This window comes from Planomicrobium stackebrandtii, assembly GCF_030814955.1.
Classification (GTDB): Bacteria; Bacillota; Bacilli; order Bacillales_A; family Planococcaceae; genus Planococcus; species Planococcus stackebrandtii.
This window is the reverse complement of sequence record NZ_JAUSWB010000005.1, coordinates 281,952-306,423: the sequence shown is the minus strand read 5'-3', so window position 1 is coordinate 306,423 and position 24,472 is coordinate 281,952. Positions and strand designations below refer to the sequence as shown.

26 protein-coding genes are annotated in these 24,472 nt (G+C 44.3%); 5 read left to right on the top strand and 21 right to left on the bottom strand.

All coding sequences use genetic code 11. The features are described 5' to 3' along the window. On the bottom strand, positions 1 to 507 hold the full coding sequence (locus QOZ98_RS11235; RefSeq protein ID WP_308787535.1) for an RrF2 family transcriptional regulator: 507 nt from the start codon (positions 505 to 507) through the stop codon (positions 1 to 3). A gap of 571 nt (positions 508 to 1,078) precedes the next feature. Further along, positions 1,079 to 1,273, bottom strand: a complete 195-nt coding sequence (locus tag QOZ98_RS11225; protein WP_308787534.1) for a hypothetical protein — start codon at positions 1,271 to 1,273, stop codon at positions 1,079 to 1,081. A 416-nt stretch (positions 1,274 to 1,689) separates the two neighbouring features. Between QOZ98_RS11225 and QOZ98_RS11220 the strand changes: the two genes are divergently transcribed. Next, positions 1,690 to 2,634, top strand: coding sequence for an arsenic resistance protein (locus QOZ98_RS11220; RefSeq protein ID WP_308787533.1), 945 nt, complete (start codon positions 1,690 to 1,692; stop codon positions 2,632 to 2,634). 428 nt (positions 2,635 to 3,062) lie between these two features. Next, positions 3,063 to 4,472, top strand: a complete 1,410-nt coding sequence (locus QOZ98_RS11215; RefSeq protein WP_308787532.1) for a DHA2 family efflux MFS transporter permease subunit — start codon at positions 3,063 to 3,065, stop codon at positions 4,470 to 4,472. Between the two features lie 172 nt (positions 4,473 to 4,644). Here the strand turns inward: QOZ98_RS11215 and QOZ98_RS11210 are convergent, their stop codons facing one another. Beyond that, positions 4,645 to 5,274 carry a hypothetical protein gene (locus QOZ98_RS11210; RefSeq protein ID WP_308787531.1) on the bottom strand — a complete coding sequence of 210 codons (630 nt, stop codon included), beginning with the start codon at positions 5,272 to 5,274 and terminating at the stop codon, positions 4,645 to 4,647. 593 nt (positions 5,275 to 5,867) lie between these two features. Here QOZ98_RS11210 and QOZ98_RS11205 point away from each other — a divergent pair. Next, complete coding sequence (locus QOZ98_RS11205) at positions 5,868 to 6,224, top strand: hypothetical protein (protein ID WP_407676709.1); 357 nt, start codon at positions 5,868 to 5,870, stop codon at positions 6,222 to 6,224. A 32-nt stretch (positions 6,225 to 6,256) separates the two neighbouring features. Continuing rightward, positions 6,257 to 6,823: a hypothetical protein gene (locus QOZ98_RS11200; protein ID WP_308787530.1), complete on the top strand. Its 567-nt coding sequence runs from the start codon at positions 6,257 to 6,259 to the stop codon at positions 6,821 to 6,823. An 86-nt stretch (positions 6,824 to 6,909) separates the two neighbouring features. Here the strand turns inward: QOZ98_RS11200 and QOZ98_RS11195 are convergent, their stop codons facing one another. Continuing rightward, a complete protein-coding gene (locus tag QOZ98_RS11195; RefSeq protein WP_308787529.1) occupies positions 6,910 to 7,317 on the bottom strand; it encodes a DUF4181 domain-containing protein in 408 nt (135 codons plus the stop codon). A 24-nt stretch (positions 7,318 to 7,341) separates the two neighbouring features. Beyond that, entirely contained in the window at positions 7,342 to 7,557 is a 216-nt protein-coding gene (locus tag QOZ98_RS11190) for a DUF6366 family protein (RefSeq protein WP_308787528.1), read from the bottom strand. A gap of 142 nt (positions 7,558 to 7,699) precedes the next feature. On the opposite strand from QOZ98_RS11190, the gene QOZ98_RS11185 reads away from it, so the two are divergent. After that, positions 7,700 to 7,876, top strand: a complete 177-nt coding sequence (locus tag QOZ98_RS11185; RefSeq protein ID WP_308787527.1) for a hypothetical protein — start codon at positions 7,700 to 7,702, stop codon at positions 7,874 to 7,876. 82 nt (positions 7,877 to 7,958) lie between these two features. Here the strand turns inward: QOZ98_RS11185 and QOZ98_RS11180 are convergent, their stop codons facing one another. From QOZ98_RS11180 to QOZ98_RS11105, 16 genes are all read right to left on the bottom strand, one after another. Then, positions 7,959 to 8,699, bottom strand: coding sequence for a GntR family transcriptional regulator (locus QOZ98_RS11180; protein WP_308787526.1), 741 nt, complete (start codon positions 8,697 to 8,699; stop codon positions 7,959 to 7,961). 80 nt (positions 8,700 to 8,779) lie between these two features. After that, positions 8,780 to 9,595: a PfkB family carbohydrate kinase gene (locus QOZ98_RS11175; RefSeq protein ID WP_308787525.1), complete on the bottom strand. Its 816-nt coding sequence runs from the start codon at positions 9,593 to 9,595 to the stop codon at positions 8,780 to 8,782. A gap of 15 nt (positions 9,596 to 9,610) precedes the next feature. Further along, positions 9,611 to 10,537, bottom strand: a complete 927-nt coding sequence (locus tag QOZ98_RS11170) for a carbohydrate ABC transporter permease (RefSeq protein ID WP_308787524.1) — start codon at positions 10,535 to 10,537, stop codon at positions 9,611 to 9,613. A gap of 1 nt (position 10,538) precedes the next feature. Continuing rightward, entirely contained in the window at positions 10,539 to 11,441 is a 903-nt protein-coding gene (locus QOZ98_RS11165; RefSeq protein ID WP_308787523.1) for a carbohydrate ABC transporter permease, read from the bottom strand. A gap of 57 nt (positions 11,442 to 11,498) precedes the next feature. Then, positions 11,499 to 12,770 carry an ABC transporter substrate-binding protein gene (locus QOZ98_RS11160; protein WP_308787522.1) on the bottom strand — a complete coding sequence of 424 codons (1,272 nt, stop codon included), beginning with the start codon at positions 12,768 to 12,770 and terminating at the stop codon, positions 11,499 to 11,501. A 34-nt stretch (positions 12,771 to 12,804) separates the two neighbouring features. After that, positions 12,805 to 13,851 (bottom strand): SIS domain-containing protein, encoded by a 1,047-nt coding sequence (locus QOZ98_RS11155; RefSeq protein WP_308787521.1) that lies wholly within the window; start codon positions 13,849 to 13,851, stop codon positions 12,805 to 12,807. A gap of 751 nt (positions 13,852 to 14,602) precedes the next feature. Beyond that, complete coding sequence (locus QOZ98_RS11150; protein WP_308787520.1) at positions 14,603 to 14,923, bottom strand: Zn-ribbon domain-containing OB-fold protein; 321 nt, start codon at positions 14,921 to 14,923, stop codon at positions 14,603 to 14,605. Between the two features lie 3 nt (positions 14,924 to 14,926). Beyond that, on the bottom strand, positions 14,927 to 16,060 hold the full coding sequence (locus tag QOZ98_RS11145; RefSeq protein ID WP_308787519.1) for a thiolase C-terminal domain-containing protein: 1,134 nt from the start codon (positions 16,058 to 16,060) through the stop codon (positions 14,927 to 14,929). Then, positions 16,057 to 17,538: a class I adenylate-forming enzyme family protein gene (locus QOZ98_RS11140; RefSeq protein WP_308787518.1), complete on the bottom strand. Its 1,482-nt coding sequence runs from the start codon at positions 17,536 to 17,538 to the stop codon at positions 16,057 to 16,059. Before QOZ98_RS11140 ends, QOZ98_RS11145 begins: the two co-directional genes overlap by 4 nt. Positions 17,539 to 17,545: 7 nt before the next feature. Then, complete coding sequence (locus tag QOZ98_RS11135; protein ID WP_308787517.1) at positions 17,546 to 18,067, bottom strand: DNA-binding protein; 522 nt, start codon at positions 18,065 to 18,067, stop codon at positions 17,546 to 17,548. Then, the gene (locus QOZ98_RS11130; RefSeq protein ID WP_308787516.1) at positions 18,060 to 18,806 is read right to left on the bottom strand and encodes an SDR family NAD(P)-dependent oxidoreductase; all 747 of its coding nucleotides are present in this window, start codon (positions 18,804 to 18,806) and stop codon (positions 18,060 to 18,062) included. Before QOZ98_RS11130 ends, QOZ98_RS11135 begins: the two co-directional genes overlap by 8 nt. A 12-nt stretch (positions 18,807 to 18,818) precedes the next feature. Beyond that, the gene (locus QOZ98_RS11125; RefSeq protein ID WP_308787515.1) at positions 18,819 to 20,144 is read right to left on the bottom strand and encodes a TRAP transporter large permease; all 1,326 of its coding nucleotides are present in this window, start codon (positions 20,142 to 20,144) and stop codon (positions 18,819 to 18,821) included. Next, complete coding sequence (locus QOZ98_RS11120; protein ID WP_308787514.1) at positions 20,141 to 20,632, bottom strand: TRAP transporter small permease; 492 nt, start codon at positions 20,630 to 20,632, stop codon at positions 20,141 to 20,143. The genes QOZ98_RS11125 and QOZ98_RS11120 overlap by 4 nt, the downstream gene beginning before the upstream one ends. Before the next feature lie 14 nt (positions 20,633 to 20,646). Further along, a complete protein-coding gene (locus QOZ98_RS11115) occupies positions 20,647 to 21,675 on the bottom strand; it encodes a DctP family TRAP transporter solute-binding subunit (protein WP_308787513.1) in 1,029 nt (342 codons plus the stop codon). Between the two features lie 12 nt (positions 21,676 to 21,687). Then, positions 21,688 to 23,007: a (Fe-S)-binding protein gene (locus tag QOZ98_RS11110; protein ID WP_308787512.1), complete on the bottom strand. Its 1,320-nt coding sequence runs from the start codon at positions 23,005 to 23,007 to the stop codon at positions 21,688 to 21,690. Then, a complete protein-coding gene (locus QOZ98_RS11105; protein WP_308787511.1) occupies positions 23,000 to 24,400 on the bottom strand; it encodes an FAD-binding oxidoreductase in 1,401 nt (466 codons plus the stop codon). The genes QOZ98_RS11110 and QOZ98_RS11105 overlap by 8 nt, the downstream gene beginning before the upstream one ends. Between the last annotated feature and the right edge of the window lie 72 nt (positions 24,401 to 24,472).

The window sequence follows — 24,472 nt, the reverse complement described above, 5'->3', positions numbered from 1 at the left end:
TCACTTGTCATCATCCCGTTCTTTGTCTATTACGTCGCTTAAGGTTTCCCGATTCCAGTTTAAAGTCGGCAAATTCGACGTGCCTAATCCTTCTTTCAACAGATCTGCTGCTGTTACTTTAGAAAAATACTCGATCAGCAAGCGGTCTCCTTGCGAAAAGACGCTGCGGAGAAGCTCCTGCCCTTTTTCGGTGTATTGCTTGTCATGAAACGCGAGTCCGATCAACCCCGTATCCGGATACATCTGAATCGGCCCTTCCATCGCTTCAATCACATCAAGCATGGTAATATCCGCTGCGGGTTTCGCAAGCGAAACACCGCCGTTATTCCCTGAAACCGACACGGCAATCCCCTGGACGACCAATTTTCTAATAATCTTTTTCATATAGGAAGGCGATACGCCCAAGCGCTTGCTGATTTCATCTGAAGCGAGTGGCGCGCTGCTTTCCTGTGTGGCAAGCAAGACGATAATGCATAAGGCTTGCTCTACCCCTTTGGTCAATTGCATCGTGAACACCTCTTTCTTCTACTTTTAATATCCATTATGGATATTCTTTATCCAATTAGTGATGATACGCTCTTTTTTAAAAAATGCAATAGCTGAGTTTGCATTTTCAGCTGATCGGCGAAAAAGAACAAAAGTAAAAACAGCGAAGACTGATCCCTCGCTGCTTTTACATTAGGCGTATTTGCTTCAAACCTTCAAGACTGATTCTTTTCAACGCATTCGGTGCAAGTAAACCGGCCTTCATTTTTTAGATAAGCTTTAATTTCTGTAAATCCTTTTCTTTTGGGGTACCGCATCTTTACATGCACGACCTCGCCCCCTTCAATTTCCCTGTTGCACAATGAGCACTTCGGATTTTCGTTAAACACTGGAATCGCCTCCGGTTCTGTTTAGTAATGCTGGTTTCTAAGAGATTTCTTTCCCCTCTTGCTAATCAGATCGATACGTATTCCTTTTATCGCTTTTACGCTTCGAATTTCTTAACTTGTCCAGCCCCAATGCTATCGGGATCGGAATCATCAGCAGACCATAGGAAAGGCGCGTTAAAAATTGAGCATTTTCAGTGCCTGGATTATTGAACAAGTAGATGTTCAATACGATACACCCAATACCTGAAGATAGCGCCAGTACCAGCAAGACTGACCGTAAAACTATTAAATACAAGCTGCATCACCTCGTCATTTTCTTTTTCAAAAGTGAAAAGAGAAAGACCACCACAATAAAAAACAAAACTGTGAGTGTTACGTCTATCCAGTTGAGCATTCAATTCCTCCTTCTCCCTGTTCTATTTTGATTTATGTAGGTCACTCTACAAAACATAAGACATTTTGTGATCAAGTAAGCAAAAGCCCTATGCTGAAAACTTTCCTTCTTCTTAATTAATACGAATGAATTCGTATTAAGTTACATTCACCAAAAACCTTCTGACCAGTTCAGCATCTTAGTACACTTCATCCATGCCACCCCGTGAATTTCGTCCATCTTAAGAATAAAGTTATTATTTCCACTCTCCATTATACCAAAAATGCCCATAAATGTTATTCTTGAAGTTCAGTATCTATCTATGCAACAAATGAGTAAACAATTTTTTGCAAGTTCATTTTAGCGCTGGTTTTTCAGTATTCACCGGCCATGCTACGATTAAAAACACATAACATTTCGGTTAGGTCAGGTGAACTGCATATGAGCTTATTTGAAAAACTATATACAGTGCTAATTTTGCTGGCGGCCGTTATCGGAATCGGCGCCGGACAAATCGAAGCAATCCGGACAAACGCCGAACACGTTATTATTCCACTCCTCCTAGTGATGCTCTATCTGACCTTTTTGCAGATTCCGCTCCAAAAGGCGAAGCAAGCTTTTGGCAATATCCGATTTTCTTCGGTGACGCTGCTGATGAATTTTGTGTGGACGCCGCTTCTTGCCTGGTTCTTGGCTTCGCTGTTTCTGGGAGACCAGCCAGCTCTTTATATCGGCTTTATCATGCTGCTGGTGACGCCGTGCACAGACTGGTATTTGGTCTTCACCGGAATCGCTAAAGGCAACTTGGCGTTGTCGACGGCGATCCTGCCCGTGAACTTGATTCTGCAAATTATTCTATTGCCGTTCTACCTCCTGCTGTTCGGAGGTACTGCGGGCGTGATTGAGCTTTCGTTTTTGCTGGAAAGCGTTGTTGCTGTGCTGCTCCTTCCTTTATTGTTGGCAATTGCTACAAAAGTGCTCGCTAAAAACCGGACTTGGCCTTCAACAGCCAAATGGAGTGCGCTGCCAGTCGTGTTTCTTAGCTTGGCCATCGCGGCCATGTTCGCTTCCCAAGGCGATCTGCTGCTGAATAACCTGGACTTGCTGTGGCACCTTCTTGTGCCTATCCTGCTGTTTTTCGTGATAAATTTCATTGTCGGCCAAAAGGCGGGAGGACTTATGAAGTTTTCTTATGAAGACACAGCCAGTCTGAATCTCACGACACTGGCGAGAAACTCTCCTATCGCACTGGCCATCGCGCTGACCGCATTTCCCAATCAGCCGCTTATTGCCTTAACGTTAGTGATCGGCCCTTTGCTTGAATTGCCGGTTCTTGCTGTTGCCACACAAGTTTTGCTGAGTCTTCGGAAACGCACCCTGACTTAAAAAGCACAAACGACTCTGCAAAGTCGTTTGTGTTTTTTTCGTTCTTATTCAACGCTGACATTTAGAAATTTTTATTTTTCAATTAAATCTTTTGTGTTTTTTTTGCTTTATTTCCCAATAAAACTATTGAGATTTTTCGAAAAGTGGTAGCACACCCCTTAGAAATGGCGCTAACCCTTGCTGCAGCTGGTTATTCCGACGATTTCCAAACTAGATTCTCTTCTAAAGGATCTGTTCTAAGCGTTTTCATTCCCGACAACATATTGTGCGTATTTTCACATGCAATTTATAAGCTTTTATTCGCAGATAATATGTCAAAGCTGTGGCGGGCCTCTCTTCCAGCCCTTCGAATTATATTGAGTTTTTAAAAGAATTTTTGCTATAGTAGCAAATAGAATCTAAAACTATAGATAGAAAGAAGTTGCGTTATGAAATCTCATGTACAAGTAAAAAGACCAAAAACGATGGCCGCTATTTTAATGATTGGCTCTTTTATTGGGTTATTTGGTGAAACTGCATTAAACATGGCGTTGACCAACATCATGGAAGACTTCGCTATCACCGCAGGGACTGCCCAGTGGCTAACGACCGGCTATTTACTGGTATTGGCCATCTTGGTGCCGTTGTCAGCTTACCTGGTCCGCTGGTTTACGACGCGCCAGCTGATTGTTTCGGCATTGCTCATTTCTTCCCTCGGCGCATTGCTTGCCGCGCTGGCACCGAGTTTTTCTTTCTTGCTGGTCGGCCGTTTGGTCCAAGCGATCGGAACCGGCATCTTCCTGCCGTTAATGTTTAGTGTCATTCTCTTAATCTTCCCGATCCAAAAACGCGGCTCGGTGATGGGCATTGTCGGGTTGGTCATCACCGCAGGTCCCGCTCTTGGACCTACGTTAAGCGGATTGATCATCAATGCCAGCAGCTGGCATTACATTTTCTTTATGATGGTCGCGTTAAATGTCCTGTTGTTAATCGGTGCGTTAAAGACCGAGAACGTCTCGGATATCACCAAACCGAAAATTGACGTCGTCTCGCTCCTATTATCAACGATCGCTTTTGGAGGAATCATCTTTTCCTTGGCGACTTTGGCAGAAACAGCCTTTAGCGAACCGACTGTTTGGGCTCCATTGCTTGCAGGTGTGATCGCCTTGCTGCTGTTCATCAGCCGCCAGCTGAAGATGCCGCAGCCAATGGTCAACTTGCGCGTTTTCAAATACCCGATGTTCACACTTGGAACTGTGCTGATGTTCTTGACCTTGTTCGTCATTCTTTCGGTGGCGATCCTGATTCCGATTTACTTGAAGAGTGTACTGGCTTATACGTCGATTGCCGCAGGTTTGTTGATGCTGCCGGCGAACTTGATCAACATCATCATGGCGCCGATCGTTGGATCCAACTTTGACCGGGTGGGCGCCCGCATCTTTACCCGTGCCGGTTTTGCACTCGTAACCGTTGCAGCTGTCGTTTTCCTTCTGATTTTGTCAGCGACAACTCCGGTATGGCAAATTATTGCCGCTCTGTGCATTTTGTTCCTGGGTATTTCCATGACGATTATGCCCGCACAGACTCACGCGATGAATCAACTGCCGCCAGAGTTGTACGCAGATGGTTCAGCCGCTATGAATACCCTAACTCAATTGGCAGGAGCTGCAGGTACGGCAATCGCAATCACCTTATTCACAGCTGGCCAAGAAAACTACATTGCAGACTTTGGCGCAGGCAATCCCGCTGAGTTTCTGGCCTTCGGCACCCATCACGCGTTCTACGCGGTGTTGGCAGCTGCAGCTATTGGCTTGATCGGATCCTTGTTTATCAAAAACAACCGTGCCATTGCGAAATAACGCAAAACCCTTAACTAGCACTCTAAACCATACAATAGCACTCCGATTCGCAAGGTTTCCAAACCTGAAATCTGCGGATCGGGGTGCTATTTTTTCTTATGCAGCCCCTCCATATCGATTATTTTAAACGTAAAAAAACGCCACCCGAAGGCAGCGTTCATAAAGACTGTTTCTATTCATTGCTTCTCAATTCTTCAAGCAGGCCGTCCTCATACCCATCCAAATATTCTATCTTCCCGATCTTCCCTTCTTCAGGGGCAATTGCACTTCCTTCGAAATCGAATTGATTGGATTCACCGTTTTCATCCTTGTACTCTACTTGGAAAGTGAAATTGTATAGCGTTTTTTCGTTTTCGCTTTGAGCGATGTCAATAGCAGAAGTGTTTAATTCATAATCGGAATCAAAACCAGCATACATAAAAGCGGATGTATTTATGAAAGTATCGTACCCGTTCTCTGTAAAATAGGATGCATAAGTTTCTTCCACATAGCTCATTAGTGCTTGATATTCAGGTGATTCCAGATAGGCTTCATAATCATCCATATATTTGTCTGAAATTTGAGCTTTCATAGCTGTATCGAGTAATTCTTTATATTTCTCGTCCGGCCCATTGAATTCCTTTTCGATAACAGCACGGATCGCTTGTTCACTTTCATCGACTGTCTCTTCCGCTTCTGCTCCAGTGCCCTCTGCGGTACCGTTAGCTGAACAACCCACAATCAATAAAATAGCGAAAATCAAATACAGAATACCGACAGCTTTTTTCATAAAGACGGGTTCGCTTGTTTTAGAAAAACACATAAAATTCCCCCCTTATAATTTTAAAAAATCTTCGACGTTTCGCACGATAAATGTGTTCATAATAGTAATACGAATGAAGCTTCGAATAGATTCACTTTTCTTACAATTAATTTACAATTATATATTACTGCAAAAGAACTTCTTCTTTTTAACTAGAACTAACAACTGAATCAGCGGTCGTTTTATAGTTGAAAGGGCTGTTCATTCATTTGTTAAAAAGGCACGATTTAAATTAGGAAGCTTGATATGAAAGCATCAATAAGACCGCTAATTCGGCTGCGAATTAACGGTTTTATTGATACTTTAGTTTTGATTTCGCGTCTCCAGATTGAATCTTTCACTTCTATCGCAATATCCAACGCCTGCTAAATTTTAGAAAGGTTATCTATGGAAGCCCCACTGAGTTCATCTTAAAAAAAGCGTTAAAATTGAGAGAACTGGTAAAATCATGAAACTTTATTGGGATTTATTAGTATAGTAACAACAAGCATTTTGAACTCGAGGAGATTGGAGGAGAGAAAAGGATGACAACATCAAAAACCAGATTTAAAAGACTGCTTAGATTGAACGAAATTGAATTTTTCCAAATTGAAATGAGTGATACCGACAAAGCAGCATTTTTGTTATATATCGATGAAAGATGGCCAGCAAACTCGCAAGATGGAAATAAAGTTTCTATCTATTTAATCTCTGATTTTGACCTGTCAGATTCCAGTTATGAGGATGTGATAAGTTTTAACAATGATCTTCTCGGAATGAAATACAATTGCTCTTACGTGATGGACATACTGAGAGTCAAAGAAGAATTCGATTTTAATTTCCCCTATGATATGCTCGCCATTTCTACATATGTTCAAACACTGTTAACTAAGCTACATAGCGCTAAAGAGCTTCCTGCTTTAAAAGAAAATGATTTCAACTATTTATCGCAACAGATGTCTGCACGATAGTTTTTTAATAATAAACGCTGGAGGATAAAAGGATGACAAAAAAGCTAGTGTACGCTGCTTTACTGCTCGGGGTTATCGGATTGGGCTGTATGTTCTTTTATATGAGTCAATATGTAATTCAAAATGAGGAAGCGGCTATTCATAAGGAGCTGACAGATTGGCAAAGCAGAGGAGAAGATGTCGAATTCGAGTTTACGACGCTTGATATGGTGCAGTTAGACGATACAAGCTCCCATGTTGTGTTTTTTGAAACGCCCGACCGCAATGTCGGCTACGCGCATTTGATCAAAGGCTGGAACGGAAAATTCAAGATTAACCAATCTGGATGGGGAACAGATTTAGTATCTTTTAGTGATCTTAAAACGAATAAAGGAACATATGGATTAGTAACTGGCAAAAATCAAGGATTGGAAATTGATCACATCAAAGCGGAGTCCAATGACCGGAATTTCAGCTTCACTTTTACTCTCCCAAAAGAAGAGAACTTCTTAGTCTATGAAAAGCTGCCCGGCAATCTGAAAAACACTTTCCTTCCGCACATCACGCTTTATGATGAAAATGGAGAGGACCTTTACCCAATGAGACTACCGGATAACTAAACGGAATGCAGATTTTGGTATACTAAAAATAGAACCATAGAGGCTGTCATCCAGCGCCTCCACGATTCTTATCGATAAATGATCTTTTAATATCCTAGGTTAAGCAAATCAAACTGAAAGGTTACGGCCAGCATGGCTACAAAAACCACCATTTCTCCAATTGTCAGGATCGCCTGCTTGGGGTTGTCCGAGTATTTCCACTCAAAAAATGCCCTAACGCTAAAGTCCGCGATTACCACCAGAAACATTGGCACGAGAAAAAATAGTATGGGATACTCCTCAAAAATAACCCAATATAAAAACGTCATCTGCGCCACCAGCGCCAAAGTTCTAATAAACCAATCAACTTTCTTATGAGTCTTGTTGATATGGTTGTAAGAAAACCACTCCCGTTTTTCTTCCTCAATGTTAAATAGTTTTCTTAAAAAGAACTTTACCAACCTAATCAATACATATAAAATTATGATGCCCAATCCAACTTTCAACCAAAACATGCTACGTCCTCCTTGAAGACCTCTTTAATTAAAAAAGAATTGGTAAATGACATAGCCTAAAAATAGCACAAGAATTAATAAGACCATGCCTTTCCAACCCATGTCGCCCGCAATGTCTGTGACGTTGCCGTTTCCGGCGCTGTTATCAAATCCATCACGCGCAGAGCCTCCAGGATTGCGTTTCAACTCATTTTGTCTGAGGCGTTCTCTGGTTTCCTTAGCATTCTTTCTCGATTCCATCCCACTTCCCCCTCCAATTTACTAATAATTCAATTAATGTATAATGTTATTATGACATAGATTTTTGGTCCTGCTCTTTATTGTTCAAAAAAAGAAGAGTCAACATGTGAGGAAGATCCAGAATAGAACGGAGGGAAAATCCATGAGTGCAAATCTGCTGTTGTCGATTGTGATGATAGTTGTCGGCGTGGTTTTTTTGATTTTGTCGTTCCTGTTTCCAGATGAAATTACAATCGGTGCCTTTATCGCATCCTTGGCCATTGCGGCATTCTTTTATGGACTGCACAAGAAACAAAAGAACCAGATTCATAGCCATTGAATAGAAAAAACACCGCAGAAAATTTTCTGCGGTGTTTTTCATGTAAGCTCTAACTGGCTCATCACTTGATGACTCTATTCGGTCACTCGGTATAATCAGCTTCAATATAGAATTTCACCCGTTCGCCGACCATGTAATACTTGGAGTAATGGACGGGCGACCCATCCGGGCAATAAATGATCTTCTTCACCAGGATGACGGGTGAAGTTTTATTAATTCCTAGGTGTTTGCAAAGCTCTGCTGGGGGGTGGACGTATTCAATCTCTTTTTTCACTTTTGTGAAGGGGATCTTATACTTTTCACGGATCAATGCAAAAGTAGAGACACTGTCATCGAGCAGGTCATAAATGCCGGGATATATATTCACCGGCAAATAGGCAAAGTCTATGCTGAACGGCCCTTCCGCATCTTTGACGAGGCGGACGAGTTCGACGAATTCGGTTTGTTCATGTGCAAAGGCTCTTGAGACTTCAGCATCGTCTGTGATGATCCGCTTGTGCAAAATCTCTTTTTCGATGTTGTTTTCCTCTGTAGACAGCCCTTCCGTAAAGCCTTTCAGATTCAAAAGATGAAGGTCTTTTTTAGAAGCCCGGACAAACGTGCCTTTGCCGCGAATCACTTCGATGACGCCTTCTTCGCCCAGTTCCTTAATGGCCCGGCGTATGGTGATGCGGCTGACGTCAAAAATTCCACACAGCTCGGATTCGTTTGGAATCTTGTCTCCCGCTTTCAGGTTGTTGGTTTTGATCCATGCCTTGATGCCCGACTTTATCTGCTCATACAGCAATACAGGACTATCCGTATCAACGCTGTTTTGATTCATGATTCAAGCTCCCCCCTATACTTAACATTCGATCATTCTGTGATTTAACTGTACATGAGGAGCAATTCGAAAACAAATTTTTAGAATTCTTTCGGGTAGCCGATCCCGCCATAAAATCCGCATGTCACTTCAGCGGACGCTGTAGCTTTTTCGATTGCTTTTTCCATGCTTTCGCCGTTTATATAATTCACCAGAAATCCGCCGATCAAACTATCGCCTGCTCCCATCGTGTCGACAACCGCAATTTCCTGTAATCTCTGTTCAAAAACCTTCTCATCACTGATAAACAAAGCCGGCTCGCTGCCCCTTGTCAGAGCCGCTGCTTTAAAACCGAACCCTTTCAGCTTTTGGACAAACCAGTTCAGCTCTTCTTCCGACAAATCTGCCGCTGAGAAAAAAGCATATTGGATAAATGGCGCCACCTTTTCGATATAGTCCAGCTCCAGGTGGTTGGAGAAATCGTACGAGATGTCAATGACCTTCGCCAGCTTCTCCAGTTCACTTTCCATGGAAGAATAGCAGCTGACGTGGCAGACATCGAACGCTTCAATGAAATCCAGATCTTCTTCAATGAGCTGCAGTTTGAACCGGCGTTGGACTGAATTTTTCGCTCCACTCATGAACACGCGGTCGCCTTCATCCGTCAGGGCAACACGCGGCTGGCCGCTGATCCCTTCCGCTGTACGGGACAGCCCGAAGTCGATGCCTTCTTTTTCCAGCGCATATTTGATGTGCTGCGCTTTTTCATCGGTTGCGAAGATGCCGATGTATGCAGCCTCCTCAGCCCCATTTTTCCGCGCATTGACGGCAACATTGACGCAATTGCCTCCCGGGTAGTATTTCTGTTGATCCAAATAGCAATCCACTACATTATCTCCAACCGCAATCAGCTTCATTCCAAATTCCTCCTCTTATCCTTTCACAGATCCTTCCGACAACCCTCTGACCAAATATCGCTGCAGGAAAATCAACAGGACGACCATCGGGATGGTCGCAATCACCATTCCTGCAAGCAGCACACCCCAATCGGTTCTGAGTGCATCCCTGAAATTCATCAAGCCGGACGGAATGGTTTTCAGCACGTCCGAATCAATGAACACCGTCGCAAACATAAACTCGTTCCAGGCGAAGTAAGCCGTCAACACGATTGTCGTTACAATGATGGGAACCGACAGCGGCAAGTAGATGCGGGCGTAAATGCCAAACTCACTGCAGCCGTCAATGATGGCCGATTCTTCAAGTTCCCTTGGGATACTCAGGAAGAACGCACGGATCAGGATGATCGTCAGTGGCAGACGATATGCCACATACGTTAAGATCAAGGCCCAATGCGTGTTGATCAAATCCATCCAAGTCAGCATTTCAAAAAGTGGGATCAGCGCAACCTGGGGGTTCATCATGATGCCTCCGATGGTGAATATCAGGGCCACATCAATCCATCTCGATTTGTAGCGGGACAACGTAAACGCTGCCATTGATCCAATGATGACGACGAGGACGATAGTCACCACAGTTACCAAAAGGCTGTTGATGAAATATCCGGAAATCCCCATCGACCAGGCCGTCGCGTAGTTCTCGAAATGCCAGACAGATGGCAGCCCCCATACATTGTTATAGATTTCATCATAACTTTTTAAGGAAGAAACCACCATCCAAAACAGTGGGTAAAGGATAACAAAAGCAAACAACAGCAGACCCAGCAGAATCATATTTTTCGAAACTTTCGTCGACAGGCTGGTTTTTCTAGCCGCTTTAACGCCTTTTGCCGAGCGCTCTTTCGTACGCTCCTGGTCACGCGCGAGAAGGTCGGATTTGATATTTTCATTTGTTTTTGTCATCCTATTCATCCTTTCCGGTTCCTGAAACCTTGATTTGGATCAGGGCGAAAATCGCAGTGACTACGAAAATCAGCGTGGCAACAGCGGACCCGTAACCCATATTGTCTTTGAAAAAGCCCTGCTGGTACATATACACCGATAAGGTCATCGAACTCGTTCCCGGACCGCCGTTGGTCAGTATGTACGGTTCGTTGAAAACGAGCATGGATCCTGTGATGGTGATGAGCATGTTGACGAATAAGGCTTCTTTTACTTGCGGAATGGTGATGCTGAAAAACTGCCGGATTTTTCCGGCGCCGTCAATGTTCGCCGCTTCATACAGCTCTTTGGGTATTTTCTGGATTGCTACGATAAACAGCATCGTGATAAAGCCGATGCTCTGCCATTGAGACATCGCGATGACTGCATAAATGGAAGTTGTCGCATTTCCAAGCCACGGCACTGCCAGATTGCCCAAGCCGACCAGTTCCAAAAAGCTGTTTAACAGCCCCATTTGAGGATTGTAGATAAAGTTGAACAGCAAGGCGATAACCGAAATCGAAATCATAACCGGTATGAAATAGATGACACGAAGCATCGGTGCTATCCGTCGGAAGAGCTTGTCTTCCAGGATCGTGGCCAGAATCAACGCGAATGCTACCTGAAAAATAACGGAGATTATGGCGTACTTGATGTTGTTAATCAAGGCAGTCATTACGACTTTATCGCCAAGCAGCTGCTGGAAAGCTGAAAACCCGACATATTCTTTCGTCGGAGAAAAGACGCTAAAGTCAAAAAAGCTGTTATAGAAGTTTTGGACGAGTGGAATATAGATGAAGATTCCCAAGAACAAGAGGCTCGGCAATATGAACAAGGCTGGGATCATCCGGTTTCTTCTGGCAATCATACGTGCACCTTCTTTCATTTTAATAAGTCCTAATATTCATGAGAACATTAGGACTTATCCAGTTCTGGATTGCTGCTATTTTTGGTTTTCCGCTTCCTGCTGCGCTTCTTTCAAGATATCCTCAGGCGTTGTCTGCCCTGTGGCCAAGCTTTGCCCGCCGCGCATAAAGACGTCTGCCACATTGATGTTGACCGCATTATCAAACCATGGCGCGGTCGATGATGCATTAGTGATCAGTTCATATGCCTCTAAACTTGCCGGGTTGACGTTTTCTTCTGTTACCGCTCCTTCAATGGCATTCAACTGCCCGTCTGTTTTCGTGAAGTCAGCAGCCGTTTCTTCGGAAGTCAGGAATTTCAGGAAATCGATGGTTTCTTCTGGTGCGTTTTTGCTGACCATCCAGCCTTCAGGTGCGCCTGTAAGTGCGGTTGGGTCGCCTTTTCCGCCTTCAACTTCCGGAAAGTCAAAGAATCCGAATTCCACATCGCCCGCTTCCTCGACCATCTTGATCTCCGCAAACTGCATATACAATATCGGGACTTCACCGGCAGCGAACATATTGCGCGCCGCTTCGTGATCGATTGCAGTGGAAACTTCGCCCATATAGCTTGTCAGTTCATTGAACATTTCAAGGCCCTGAACATAGCCTGGATCCGTGAACTCGGCTGTTTCCGAGTTATAGTCTTTTTCCAGCACTGCCGGATCAACGACACGTTCGAAAATAGTGCCGAGGTAATGGGAAATTGCCCATGTATTGGTCAGCCCTTCAACCAATGGCTGTTCAAATCCTGCAGCTTGCAGCTTATCGAGCGCTGCAATCAGCTCGTCATAAGTCGTTGGAATTTCGATGTTGTTTTCTTCAAAAACCGCTTTGTTATAGAAGAACGCTTTGCCATCCACTGTAAACGGAATGCCGTACGTCGTGTCATCAAATGTAAAACCGCCAAACTGGGAATCGATGATTTTCGATGACCATTCCTCGTCTTCTTGAATCACGTCATTCAATGGCATGATGCGTTCAGAGGAAACGAGATTTTCTGCGAATGAATCAGACCATGCTGTGAAAATGTCAGGCAGTTCGTCGCTTGATACCAAAACACGGACCTTTTCTTTGTACGCATCATTCAAGACATAGTCCACATTGATGTGGACATCCGGGTTCTGCTCCATGTACTCTTTGATTTTTTCATCATAGAAAGATTTTCTTGGTTCGTTCGGCCATCTGTGGAAAAAGTCGATTTCGACTTTCCCATCCGCATTGGCACTTTGTTCTCCACCTGAATTACATGCAGCTAATAACGTCGAAAGCAGAAGCAACAAAATCGAAAAGCACAATGTCTTCTTCATTTCGTATCCCCTTTCTCCTGAACCCCGTTTATTTTTAGTAATCCATTTTCCACATATATCTTCTGACAGACAACGGATGGCCCGTGTGTTCAGCCAGTGCATCTGCATACAGGCGAAGAACCGATCCTGTAAGCGCCGGGCCGAAGTATTCTTGCAAGTCTTCGTCTACACCTTCATAATTCAAGGTTTCGATGTCGACCACTTCCACTTTGTCGCTGAATTTCTGTACGAAGTCCAGTGCGCGCTCATCCAGCGGACGGCTTGTTCCTGAGCCTTTTACTACCAGGAACGGCACATCGTAATCCGTGATTTCAAAAGGTCCATGGAAGAACTCTCCGGAATGGATGGCGTTTGAATGGATCCACAGCATTTCCATCAACAAGCAGCTCGTAAATGAGTAGGCGTGGTGGATATAGGCGCCGCTGGCCATTGTGTAGATAATCTTTTCGCGTTTGTTCTTTTTGCCGAACTCGTTAGCAGCATCCGCAAACTGTTCGATATTTTTCTGAATGAGATCACCGACATTCGGCAGCTGGCTGACGACGCGCTGGTATTTTTCGTTTGGAGACAATGTGTTCAACAGTTCAAAGATCAATGTGTAGAAAATGCCGACTTCGCCGTCGATGGCATCCGAACCGTCTTTGTAGTTGTAGTGAACGATGTGTTCAGCGGCCTGGCATAAAGGAGATTCCGCTTCCTTTGAGATGGATACAGTCAATGCGCCTTTTTCACGCGCGAAGCTCGCCGCTTCCACCGTTTCAGGAGTGGTTCCCGAATGGGAGCGCAGGATCACCAGCGTATTTTCCCCGACGCCTTTCGGATTGCGGTGGATAAACTCATTGGCAGTGTACACAAAGCTCGGAATTTCCGTTTCCTTGCTGATGAAGTATTCGCCGAACGACAGGGAAGCCATGGAACCGCCGCATGCAACAAAGTAAACGTTCTTAATGTCACGGGCTTTTACCGCCTCCACTACCTTCGCAATTTGAGCCGCATGCTCCGACTTCATGACTGCTCCTTGTACTTCACTGATGATTCCGCCTGCCACTTCTTCAATAATTGTACCTTGTTCCTGTTTCATTCCAACACCTCCAAAATTTATAACGTCATATGACGTTATATTAATTAGTATTATATGCCGAAGTATTTCAAATAGTCAATGTAATTTGAAAATTTAAATTATTTTATTTTTTAAAGGTATTTTAAACACTCTACCAACAGCGCTTCACCTTTATTTTTTGATTCATTAACTCTAAAATTTTCTCCTGTCTCTACCAATCGAAGTTGATTACCCCCACCCGAAATACAAAACAACAAAAAAAGCACCGCATATAGCGGCGCTCAAACTGTAGACAAAGCCTTGCCAAAATGAATAGGAGTCTATAACCCCCGACCGCTCCAGCCACTTCGCTTTCCGGAGGATCAGAGCATCACTGCTTACACAAAAGTCTTCTCGACCAGCGCGGTTGGGAGCGGTTGGCTTTGATCAAAGAAAGAAGGAAGCCTGCTAATCAGTTCCAAAAATAAGTCCCACCAACCCGGATAAACCTTATACTCAAGGAGTTGGAGCGCAAGGTGGCGACTCTTGCAGTACGCGTCCGCCTTGAGCTCGGAATCCGGTATATATAAGATGAAAGGTAAAACTATTCTCTCAATGATCCAAATATTCTCTTGTTTACAAGCTCAGCGGCGCCCTAAGGTGAACACAAATCAACTTTAATAAATCAGTAAAAAGAGATCTATCCCTATTATGATTTGAACCCCGAATGGTAGACACTTTAAAAGTGATCCATTTGGGGTTCAGTTTAGAGGAAGGGTCCAGCTTGTTTATACTAATGCAGTTGAACCCGTTCTGGGACCTTCTTATAAATATATGCCCCTTTTTCAAGGCGGTCAAAAGTGACCTTATCTCCAATTTCTACATCTTCCTCCATCCGGGTAGTGACTTTGGCATTTGCCTCATCTAGGTCAACTAACACAACATTATATGGCGCTATATCAGCGAATTCAGCAGGAGCGATATGAATTTTGGTGTAGCTGTAGACAGTTCCATCATCACTGACTTCCTTTTCTGCGAATTCAGAACTCCTGCATTCTGGACAGTAGAATCTTTTAGAAATTGAGTCTTTTTCACAGCAAGAATAAATTTTCATCTTCTACACCCTCTCCAGGATATGGACAGTCGAATAGGAACCGGTGCCCCCTAAATTTTGAGCCAATGCCAATCGTGGATTTTTCGCCAGCTGGTTCGCCGCATTCCCTCTTAACTGCCGGACCAGTTGATAAATTTGAGCCAAGCCGGTAGCGCCGATTGGATGCCCACGCGATAAGAGTCCTCCGCTCGTATTGACGGGTTTATCTCCATCCACTTTTGTGCGTCCTTCTTCGACCGCTTTCCAGCCTTCCAAACGATTGAAGAATCCAAGTTCTTCGGTAGCAATTATTTCAGTCATGGAAAAACAGTCATGAATTTCCACAACATCAATATCTTCCGGACCCAACCCAGCTTTTTCATAAGCCAGCCGGCCAGATTCTCCAATCGCCGGAATCGACAGCAGATCAATTGCGTCCTGCATTTTTGTCGGTCCTGAGACTTGGGAACTCGCCTTTACAGCGATGGGTGATTTCTTCTTCGAAATCACCACAGCAGCAGCCCCATCCGTCATAGGAGAACAATCAAACAATCCTAAAGGATCAGTGATCATCCGGGCTGACAAAATCTCTTCCAAACTCGTATGTTTGGGGAACTGAGCAAGTGGGTTATTGACGCCATTCTCCCGATTTTTTAGCGCCACTCGTGCCAAATGCTCTTTTGAAGCACCTGTTTCATAAAAATACCGGTTCGCTAACACGCCAAAAAATCCAGGGAACGTTAGGCCAGCCATTTTTTCAGTCGTGGTCGTATCCATCGCCGAGTTGATCGCTTGAGTAACATCCGGAGTGGATGCATGCTTCATCTTTTCAGCTCCCGCCACCAAGACGGTGTCGTATTCGCCACTCATGATGCCAAGAATCCCTTGTCGGAACGCTATTCCACCTGAAGCACAAGCGCCTTCCACTTTAGTGGAAGGGATGTAACCAAGGCCGAGTTCATTTGCGACGATGGCACCCAGAATTTCCTGGTTTGAAATGCTGCCCCCCATAAAATTGCCGACAAATACCGCATCAATTTTTGGATTTCCGGCATCTTTCACAGCTTCGTTGCAAGCTTCCAGCAAGAGTTCTTTTAAAGAAGATTCAAGCCTTCCGAACTTCGTCATTCCAATGCCGTGAATATATGTGCTGGTCATTTTGTCACCTCCACATGCCGTTGTTTCATTTCGCGTTTCAATATTTTTCCGTAAGAGCTTTTTGGCAGTTCTTCCACAATGAAAATCTCTTTCGGTTTTTTAAAGCTTGCTAAATTCTCTTTGCATAAGGCAATCAAGCTCTCTACAGTTACCTCTTTTTTCCCATTCGGTACGACAAAAGCGACGACGCACTCTCCCCATTTATCATCAGAAACACCGATGACACAAGTTTCTTTGACTCCTTTATGAAGGTTCAGCACTTCTTCCACTTCACGGGGATAGATGTTCACACCACCAGAAATGATGACATCCTTCTTGCGGTCCACAATATAAACATATCCCTTTTCGTCACGTCTTCCCAAGTCACCTGTATACAACCAGCCGTCCTGAAGTGTTTCCGAGGTCGCTTTTTCATTATTCCAATAGCCCTTCATTACTAAAGAACCTTTGGCTATAATTTCGCCGACTTCCCCATGGGCCACTTCTTGGTTCTCGCCATCGACAATTTTCACGTCAACGAACATGCCAATGCGTCCGCAGGAATCCAAGCGATGCTGAATTTCGTTTCTCGGCATCATGGTAATGCACATCGGCGCTTCGACTTGACCATAAGTTTCAACAAAAATAGTACCCGCCTTATCAATTGCTTCTTGAAGTTTGCTTGCCGCAATGGGAGAGCCCGCCATATTGATGGATTTAACAGCTGCCAGTTTAGAAGCATCGAAGTTTGGATGCTGAATCATTAAATTGACCATTGTCGGCACTAGAAATAAGACCGACACCTTATCTTCCGCCAAATGATCCAAAAACTCTTCAGGTTCGAATTTATTGTAAACCATCTGAGTTGAACCATATAGCCAAGCGACATGGCTCAAAAAGTTCGCTCCATGTGTAAGCGGCGCTACATGCCCGATAATGTCTTCATAATCCACTTCACAGACCTGTGCCAACGACAAAGCACCTGCAATAATGTTTCGATGCGAAAGCATGACGCCTTTCGGGTTTCCAGTGGTTCCTGAGGTATACATGATCGCAAATAAATCATCCTCGCCAACTTCTTCGGAGAAGGTCCGGCCGAGAAATTTTGCTACTATTTCTTCATATCCTTCACCAATATAAAGGACCGGCACATTCACTTCAATCGCATCAATCAACCCTTGTTCCCCAATCAGTATGCTCAGTTCTGCATCATCAATCATAAACTTATGCTCTTTTGGATGAAGCCGGTAATTCAAAGGCACTTTGACCAATCCAGCCAAAGCTACGGCAATGTCCAACTCGATATGCTCCAGCCGGTTGGACATCAAGATTCCGATACGATCGCCCTTTTTCAGGCCTCGACTATTCAAATATGCCGCTAACGCTTTGGAACGGGCAATAAACTCTTTATAGGTAAAAGAACGCCTCTCGTCTTTGACCGCTATTTTCTCAGGATACGCATCTGCTGATTTAATCGCCAGCTGTCCTAAATTTTCCATTAAACCCTCACTCCTTCTCTCTGAACTGGAATACAGGCATTCCCCAATGGGAATCTCGGCCGCGCTGCAATTCTATTCCGGTTAACGGAAAAATAATGAACTCCACCGTTACGGCTACAGGATTTTCTCCATCTAAAAAATGGCCACCATTCAGCTGCTTATCGCAATCAATCATCATTCCATGAAAATGCACATCTAATTTCCCGTCTTCACCAAAACCTACGAACCCTGAGCCTGATAGCAGTTCAACAGCAGAGTTCGATTTCACTTTTTCAGAATACCGCAAAGTACCTTCCTTCTCTCCCCGCTCCGCCTGCACAAAAGTCGCATGCTTCAAGGAACCGAAACATTGAAAGTGGGCTGATTCTACACTGAAATGGGCACAAACTTCTTTTATGCCTCCTAATAAATCGACATCATTCATTAACCGTCCAGCAATCCGATGCGATGTCTCATCATTTATGGCTTGTATTCGACTTTTATCCAATGCTGACTCCCCTATCACGGCCTGAATGCGATTTTTATCCAATGCTGATCCCTCCATCAACTTTCAGTACTTGGGAAGTGGTGTAACCGGCTTCTTTTGTAGCAAAATACAAGACAGCGTTTGCAATATCATTGGGTTCACCCATCCGGTCGATGACCTGGTTGCTTGTATCATATGCAACGCCGGCAGTGATTGCCGTGGTAGTTGCTCCGGGTGCAACTGAATTGCACGTAATGTTGTATTTCCCAAGTTCTTTTGCCACCCATTTGGTCAGGGCAATAATTCCGCCTTTTGATGCGGCATAAGCAGGGCCGGAGCGGCCGTTTTTCTCGTCGCCGGACACGACGCCGCCGTTAATTCCAGAGACGGAACTGATGTTGATAATGCGCCCGTATTCGGCTTCTTTCATATAGGGATAAACAACTGCCTGTGTAAACAGGAATGCAGCTTTCAGGTTCGTGTCCAGATCGCGGTCCCACATTTCCAACGTCATATCTTCCAGATCTAGTCGGCTGGCTGTTCCAGCATTATTTACCAGAATATGAATTTCCTCGAATTTTTCTATGGTTCGGTTTACAACTGCTTTTACGAATTCGGGGTCTCTGATGTCACCTAGACATTCCAGGTATTCAGCGTCCCCTAACAGGTCAATTGTTTTTTCACAAGAATTCAAATCCACTAAAACAATTTTTGCGCCTTCTTTTGCCATTTGCGCCGATACCGCCTGTCCGATTCCACTTGCTGCTCCAGTAATGATGGCTACTTCATTTTTCAATCTCATATAATCTTCCTCCTATTTCACATTTAGTAAATCTGGCAAGAATGTTGATAATTCTGGAATATAAGTAACCATTAACAGAACGATTATTGCTGCTATGATGAAAGGCACAACCCCTCTTGAAATCTCAACAATATTCGTCTTCGAAATACCAGCCGCTACGTAAAGGTTGAGCCCAACAGGCGGTGTAAACAACCCGATTGCTAAGTTAACAGTCATAAATACACCGAATACGGTCGGATCCACTTCCAGGAAAAGCATGATCGGCAGAAGAATCGGGATAAATATGTAATAAGCTGAAATAGCATCGATAAATGCTCCGGCGATCAAAAGTAGAACATTTACCAATAACAGAATAATGATTGGATTACTTGTGAATCCCATAATTCCATCTGAAATGTCACGGGCAATCTGCTCAGTGGTAATAATATACGCAAAAACGGAGGCTGCACTGACAATGATCATTACAACTGCAGTTTGCAATGCTGCTTCGATAAAGATTTTATAAATACTGCTGAAAGCATTTTTGCGATTAACAAAAATGCCGACGAGCAATCCATAAACCACTGCGACAACCGCGGCTTCAGTAGGAGTAAAGAAGCCCCCGTAAATACCACCTAAGATAATAACTGGAATCATTAGTCCAGGAAGTGCGTGCAGAAAAGCGGTCCAACGTTCTTTTCCGGTTGCTTTGCGGATTTCAAGCCCTCCGGGGATAATGAATTGTCCGCTCTTTTCCTGTCTGTAACGTACAATCATCGCTGCAATCACAAAAGCAATTCCCATCAAAATGCCGGGAATGACACCAGCCATAAAGAGCCGGTTGATTGTAACGGGAATCTGGTCACCCGCAACAACTGCGAACACGATAAACGCAATACTCGGCGGAATGACAATTCCAATCGCTCCAGAACTGGCGACTAACGCCCCTGCAGTTTCTTTTTTATAGCCATTTTTCACCATCGCCGGAATCAGTATTCCACCAATTGCAGCAACCGTCGCAGGGCCAGATCCTGAAATGGCGGCAAAGAAGATGGCCACAATTACGGTTACAAAGATGATGCCGCTCTTACGGTGTCCGACGAGCGTCTGGGCAAAATCGATTAAGCGCTTAGAAATGCCGACATGCTCCATAATCACTCCAGCCAGTATAAAGAATGGGATAGCGAGCAACGTGAACTTCGCCACACTCGTATACATGATATCCGTCACCATTTCCAAACCGAAGATGCCATTGGCATATACCAAGACAGCAATAGAAGAGACTCCGAGAGATATGGCGATAGGAACCCGCAAGAAAACTAGTAAGAAAAACAAACCAAACAACATTAAAGCCATCATTTAGCCTCATCTCCTTCCCGGCCACTAGTGCTCAAATAGCTAAGTTCTTCGACACATACTTGTATGGTTCGTACTACACATAAAAAGGCACCGATCGGCAATGCGGAAGATAAAACCCATTGCGGCCATCCCAATGCCGGCGTGGTTTGTCCGATATCCATCTGGAAGAGGACCATTTGAATGCCATACCATAATAGAATACCGAATAACACCAAACCCATTAATGTAGAAAATAGCACAAGTAATTTTTTGAAGAGTGGATTCATGTGGTCAAAAATCAAGGTAAAGCCAAGGTGTGCGTAACGACGCACACCAACAGCCGTACCGACAAATGTCAGCAAAACAAACAAATTAATGGTAATCTCTTCAGTAAAAGAAAGGGAGATATTCGCTAGATTTCGTGAGACGACATTTCCGAATGCAATGATCGTCATAATCAGAAATGCCGCAAATAAAATAACTTCTTCTAAATAGTTTAGAATTTTCAATTGATAGACCCCTTTCACTCACCTTGGAAAGCTTTTAGTAGGTCCGCGCCCCAGACGTCCGTGTATTTCTCATAAATCGGTTGGACTGCTTCTTTAAATTGTGCAAGTTCTTCTTCGTTTGGAGTGTAGAACTGCATGCCTGCAGCTTCCAACTCTTCAATTTGTTTCGCTTCTTTTTCACGTGCGATTTCAATTTGGAAGTCAGCTGCTTCTTTACCAAGACGATCGAACAATTCCTTGTCTTCATCACTCATTGAATCGTATAGCTTCTTGTTCATGCCAAGAACCAGCGGATCATACGAATAGTTCCACATCGTGATGTAGTCTTGTACTTCGGCAAGTTTCGATGAATGAATTACATCAATCGGGTTTTCCTGTCCATCGATTGTCCCTTGCTGCAATGCGGTAAACACTTCTGAGAAAGTCATCGTTTGCGGATCTGTTCCTAATTGACGATACAAATCGGTGTACATCGTGATACCAGGAATCCTGATTTTTAATCCCTTCAGGTCTTCCGGCGATTTTACTTCAAGCTTACTGTTTGTCAGTTGACGGAAACCATTTTGACCATATCCCAAAGCTTGAACACCTTTTTCCGCCAAAATTCCTTTAAGCATTTCTCCGCCTTCGCCATTGAAAACAGGATCTACTTCTTCTGTGCTGTTAAACAGGAACGGAGCACTTGCCACACCAAACCGGTCATCCAGTATCGAGTAGATGATTGTCGAGTTGAACGTCAAATCAATCGTCCCTTTTGCCAAACCTTCTACGGCTTTACCTGAGTCTCCTCCCGATAATTGCTCATTTGCAAAAAGCTCGAGATTGATCCGGCCATCAGACTCTTCAGCAAGATCCGCTTTCAATTTCTCCGCAGCTTCATACCAAGTGGAAGATTCAGAAACGGTCACTGACATCTTCAAATCATATTCTTCGCCTTCAGCTTCCGCTTCAGCAGACTCTCCACTGGTTCCTGATCCACAAGCTCCTAAAATTAAGGCTACCGACATTCCCATTGCTGCAATACTGAATTTTTTCTTCAACATAAACATTCACCCCTAGTTTTGGTTTTTTTGTACTACTTCATGTAGAAAATCGACGATATGTACTGCCTGCATTTCTTTTTCCAACCCTTCCTGCTGGATGCCGACTTGCATCTGCATTAGACAGCCTGGATTGGAAGTGATAATTTTTGCCGGCTGTAATTCTTTCACTCCCTTCATCTTCAAATCGAGGATTTTCTTAGCCATTTCCGGCTGAAGCAAATTGTAGATACCGGCGGAACCGCAGCAACTTCCCGCATCAATCAATTCTTTATATTCAAAGCCCGGCGCGTCTTGCAGAAGTGACCGGGGCTCCAAAAACACTTTGTTCACATTGCGCAAATGACAGGAATCCTGATAGGTCACAATCGCGCCCTCTTCAGCTGTCATCGCCTTCAACTGAAGGTTCATACCGAGTCTTACGAAAAGAGAAGAGATATCAATTGTTTTCCTGGAAAAGCGCTCTGCTTTTTTCCGGTATTGCGGTTCGCTCTGCAGGTGCTTTCCATACTCAGAAAGAAAGGCTCCGCAGCCGCCAGCATTATTGACGATGAAGGCGTAATCATCAGAGTCGAACGCATCAATATTGGCCTTGGCATTTCTCATCCCTTTTTCCAGCTCGCCGCTATGGCCATGGAGGGCTCCGCAGCATTGCTGTTCTTTCGGAAGAATGACTTCAGCACCCAGCCATTCGAGCAATTCTATCGTCTTGCGGTTGGTTTCCTGGAACAAGGTATCCATAAGACAACCAGTGAAGAATGCTACCTGGGTTGTTTTTGGTTTTTCCAACATTGTTCTTTTTTTCTTGCTTTCTACTTTTGGCAAGACGCCTTCCATCTCTTTCATGAAAGGGGGAAAGAGATTTAAAAAACCAATTTTGCGCGTTGTTGCCTGTAAGCCGGACCGCTGGTAGAACTGCACCAGCTTAACGGTAGAAGCCATTTTTTTCTGGTCTGCGAAAACACCATCGAAGGCTGCTTTGCGAACCATTTTCTCAACCCCACCCTGTGGCTTCGCCTGCTGGACTGCTACGCGTGTTTCCTCTATCAGGACACCGTATTGCACTCCGGCTGGACATGCAGGTTCACAAGCCCTGCAGCCCAGGCACATATCAAAAGCCTCTTCCACTGAACCGTCCCAGACGACATCTCCGTCTCTCATCGCTTTCATCAAAGAAATTCGTCCTCTGGGAGAATGCGTTTCATCCTGGTTTGTGGCTAAGTAAGTAGGACAGGCCGGCAAACAGAATCCACACCGCATACAGTCCATTAAGTATTCTTCACTGACGTTTTCTTGAAAAGATTCTTGCATCCGCTGCTGCAATTCACTAACCATTGTGAATCACCAGCCTCTTCTTCATTTCTTTTGCGAAAATCTTACCGGGATTCATAATGTTTTGCGGATCAATCGATTGTTTGATATTCCGCATTAGCTTCATACCGGATGCTCCCAGCTTCCATTCGAGATAAGGCGCTTTCATTTCTCCGACACCGTGCTCCCCGGTGATCGTTCCACCAAGTTCAATTGCTACTTGGAATATTTCCTCCAAAGCCTTTTCCACCCGTTCCATCTCTTCTTTATCCCGGACGTCCGTCAGACATGTCGGATGTAGATTGCCGTCCCCCGCATGGCCGAATGTGTTGATTTGCACATCGTATTTCACCGCAATTTCCTGGATAGCTTTGACCATTTTGGCAATCTCAGAACGGGGCACCGTTGCATCTTCCAAAATCGTTGTCGGACGCTTTCGGGATAGGGCGGAAAGCGCTGCCCTTCTTCCGGTCTTTAAAATGTCCGCTTCTTTTTCCGAAGCGGCGAGAATCGCTGAGGTAGCCCCGTTCTCTTCCGCTATGGCAATCATTTTCTGGATGTCTTCATCCACCTGCTCATCGTTTCCATCCTGCTCCATCAGCAGCATCGCTTCGGCTTCCCTCGGCAATCCGATTTTCATGAAATCCTCTACCGCTCCAATCGTACCTTTATCCATGAATTCAAGAGTCACTGGAATAATCCGGTTTGCAATGATGGCTGAAACTGTTTTTGCGGCGTCTTCCATCGAGTTGAAATAAGCAATCCCTGTTTTTTTAGTTACTGGCAGCGGTATCAATTTCAAAGTGATTTCCGTGATAACGCCAAGCGTTCCTTCCGCACCCACCAGCAACGACATCAAGTCGTAGCCTGCTACGTCTTTCGCAAGTTTACCCCCGAGCTTCATCACTTCTCCATCAGGAGCAACAAAAGTAAGCGCTTTCACATAATCCTTTGTTACCCCATATTTCAAGCCACGCAGTCCTCCAGAGTTCTCGCTAACGTTGCCCCCGATGGTCGAGATTTTCATCGAACTTGGGTCTGGAGGATAAAACAGGCCATTTTGCTCGACATAAATACTTAAATCTTGTGTAATGACGCCGGGTTGGACGGTAACAGTTAAATTTTCCTTATCCAATTCCAGTATCTTGTTCATGTTGTTGAATAGGAGAACGATTCCTCCCTGGTTCGGAACGGTACCTGCTGCCAAGTTTGTTCCAGATCCTCTGGGCACAATCGGAATTTGTTCTTTTGCACAAATTTTCACAATCTCTGTGATATCTTCTGTGTTTTTAGGTGAAAGGACTAAATCAGGCATCGCCTGAAAATTTGCTGTTGCATCATAGGAGTAAGCGAGCAGATGCGCTTGAGAATCTTTCACATTTTCTGCTCCTACTATTGATATAAAAGGATTTTTCATTTTAACCTCCACTTTTTTCACCGCCTTTGCGTTAACTCTTTCACCAATTATAATATTCTAACTATTCTTTCA

Excerpts from the sequence above, each read along its gene's own strand:
- QOZ98_RS11220 (WP_308787533.1), top strand. The coding sequence starts at position 1,690 with ATGAGCTTATTTGAAAAACTATATACAGTGCTAATTTTGCTGGCGGCC.
- QOZ98_RS11215 (WP_308787532.1), top strand. The coding sequence starts at position 3,063 with ATGAAATCTCATGTACAAGTAAAAAGACCAAAAACGATGGCCGCTATT.
- QOZ98_RS11205 (WP_407676709.1), top strand. The coding sequence starts at position 5,868 with ATGAGTGATACCGACAAAGCAGCATTTTTGTTATATATCGATGAAAGA.
- QOZ98_RS11190 (WP_308787528.1), bottom strand. The coding sequence starts at position 7,557 with ATGGAATCGAGAAAGAATGCTAAGGAAACCAGAGAACGCCTCAGACAA.
- QOZ98_RS11110 (WP_308787512.1), bottom strand. The coding sequence starts at position 23,007 with ATGGTTAGTGAATTGCAGCAGCGGATGCAAGAATCTTTTCAAGAAAAC.
- QOZ98_RS11195 (WP_308787529.1), bottom strand. The coding sequence starts at position 7,317 with ATGTTTTGGTTGAAAGTTGGATTGGGCATCATAATTTTATATGTATTG.
- QOZ98_RS11170 (WP_308787524.1), bottom strand. The coding sequence starts at position 10,537 with ATGACAAAAACAAATGAAAATATCAAATCCGACCTTCTCGCGCGTGAC.
- QOZ98_RS11155 (WP_308787521.1), bottom strand. The coding sequence starts at position 13,851 with ATGAAACAGGAACAAGGTACAATTATTGAAGAAGTGGCAGGCGGAATC.
- QOZ98_RS11145 (WP_308787519.1), bottom strand. The coding sequence starts at position 16,060 with ATGACCAGCACATATATTCACGGCATTGGAATGACGAAGTTCGGAAGG.
- QOZ98_RS11175 (WP_308787525.1), bottom strand. The coding sequence starts at position 9,595 with ATGAAGCTGATTGCGGTTGGAGATAATGTAGTGGATTGCTATTTGGAT.
- QOZ98_RS11210 (WP_308787531.1), bottom strand. The coding sequence starts at position 5,274 with ATGTGTTTTTCTAAAACAAGCGAACCCGTCTTTATGAAAAAAGCTGTC.
- QOZ98_RS11185 (WP_308787527.1), top strand. The coding sequence starts at position 7,700 with ATGAGTGCAAATCTGCTGTTGTCGATTGTGATGATAGTTGTCGGCGTG.
- QOZ98_RS11180 (WP_308787526.1), bottom strand. The coding sequence starts at position 8,699 with ATGAATCAAAACAGCGTTGATACGGATAGTCCTGTATTGCTGTATGAG.
- QOZ98_RS11165 (WP_308787523.1), bottom strand. The coding sequence starts at position 11,441 with ATGAAAGAAGGTGCACGTATGATTGCCAGAAGAAACCGGATGATCCCA.
- QOZ98_RS11130 (WP_308787516.1), bottom strand. The coding sequence starts at position 18,806 with ATGAGATTGAAAAATGAAGTAGCCATCATTACTGGAGCAGCAAGTGGA.
- QOZ98_RS11150 (WP_308787520.1), bottom strand. The coding sequence starts at position 14,923 with ATGAAAATTTATTCTTGCTGTGAAAAAGACTCAATTTCTAAAAGATTC.
- QOZ98_RS11200 (WP_308787530.1), top strand. The coding sequence starts at position 6,257 with ATGACAAAAAAGCTAGTGTACGCTGCTTTACTGCTCGGGGTTATCGGA.
- QOZ98_RS11160 (WP_308787522.1), bottom strand. The coding sequence starts at position 12,770 with ATGAAGAAGACATTGTGCTTTTCGATTTTGTTGCTTCTGCTTTCGACG.
- QOZ98_RS11105 (WP_308787511.1), bottom strand. The coding sequence starts at position 24,400 with ATGAAAAATCCTTTTATATCAATAGTAGGAGCAGAAAATGTGAAAGAT.
- QOZ98_RS11125 (WP_308787515.1), bottom strand. The coding sequence starts at position 20,144 with ATGATGGCTTTAATGTTGTTTGGTTTGTTTTTCTTACTAGTTTTCTTG.
- QOZ98_RS11140 (WP_308787518.1), bottom strand. The coding sequence starts at position 17,538 with ATGGAAAATTTAGGACAGCTGGCGATTAAATCAGCAGATGCGTATCCT.
- QOZ98_RS11115 (WP_308787513.1), bottom strand. The coding sequence starts at position 21,675 with ATGTTGAAGAAAAAATTCAGTATTGCAGCAATGGGAATGTCGGTAGCC.
- QOZ98_RS11235 (WP_308787535.1), bottom strand. The coding sequence starts at position 507 with ATGCAATTGACCAAAGGGGTAGAGCAAGCCTTATGCATTATCGTCTTG.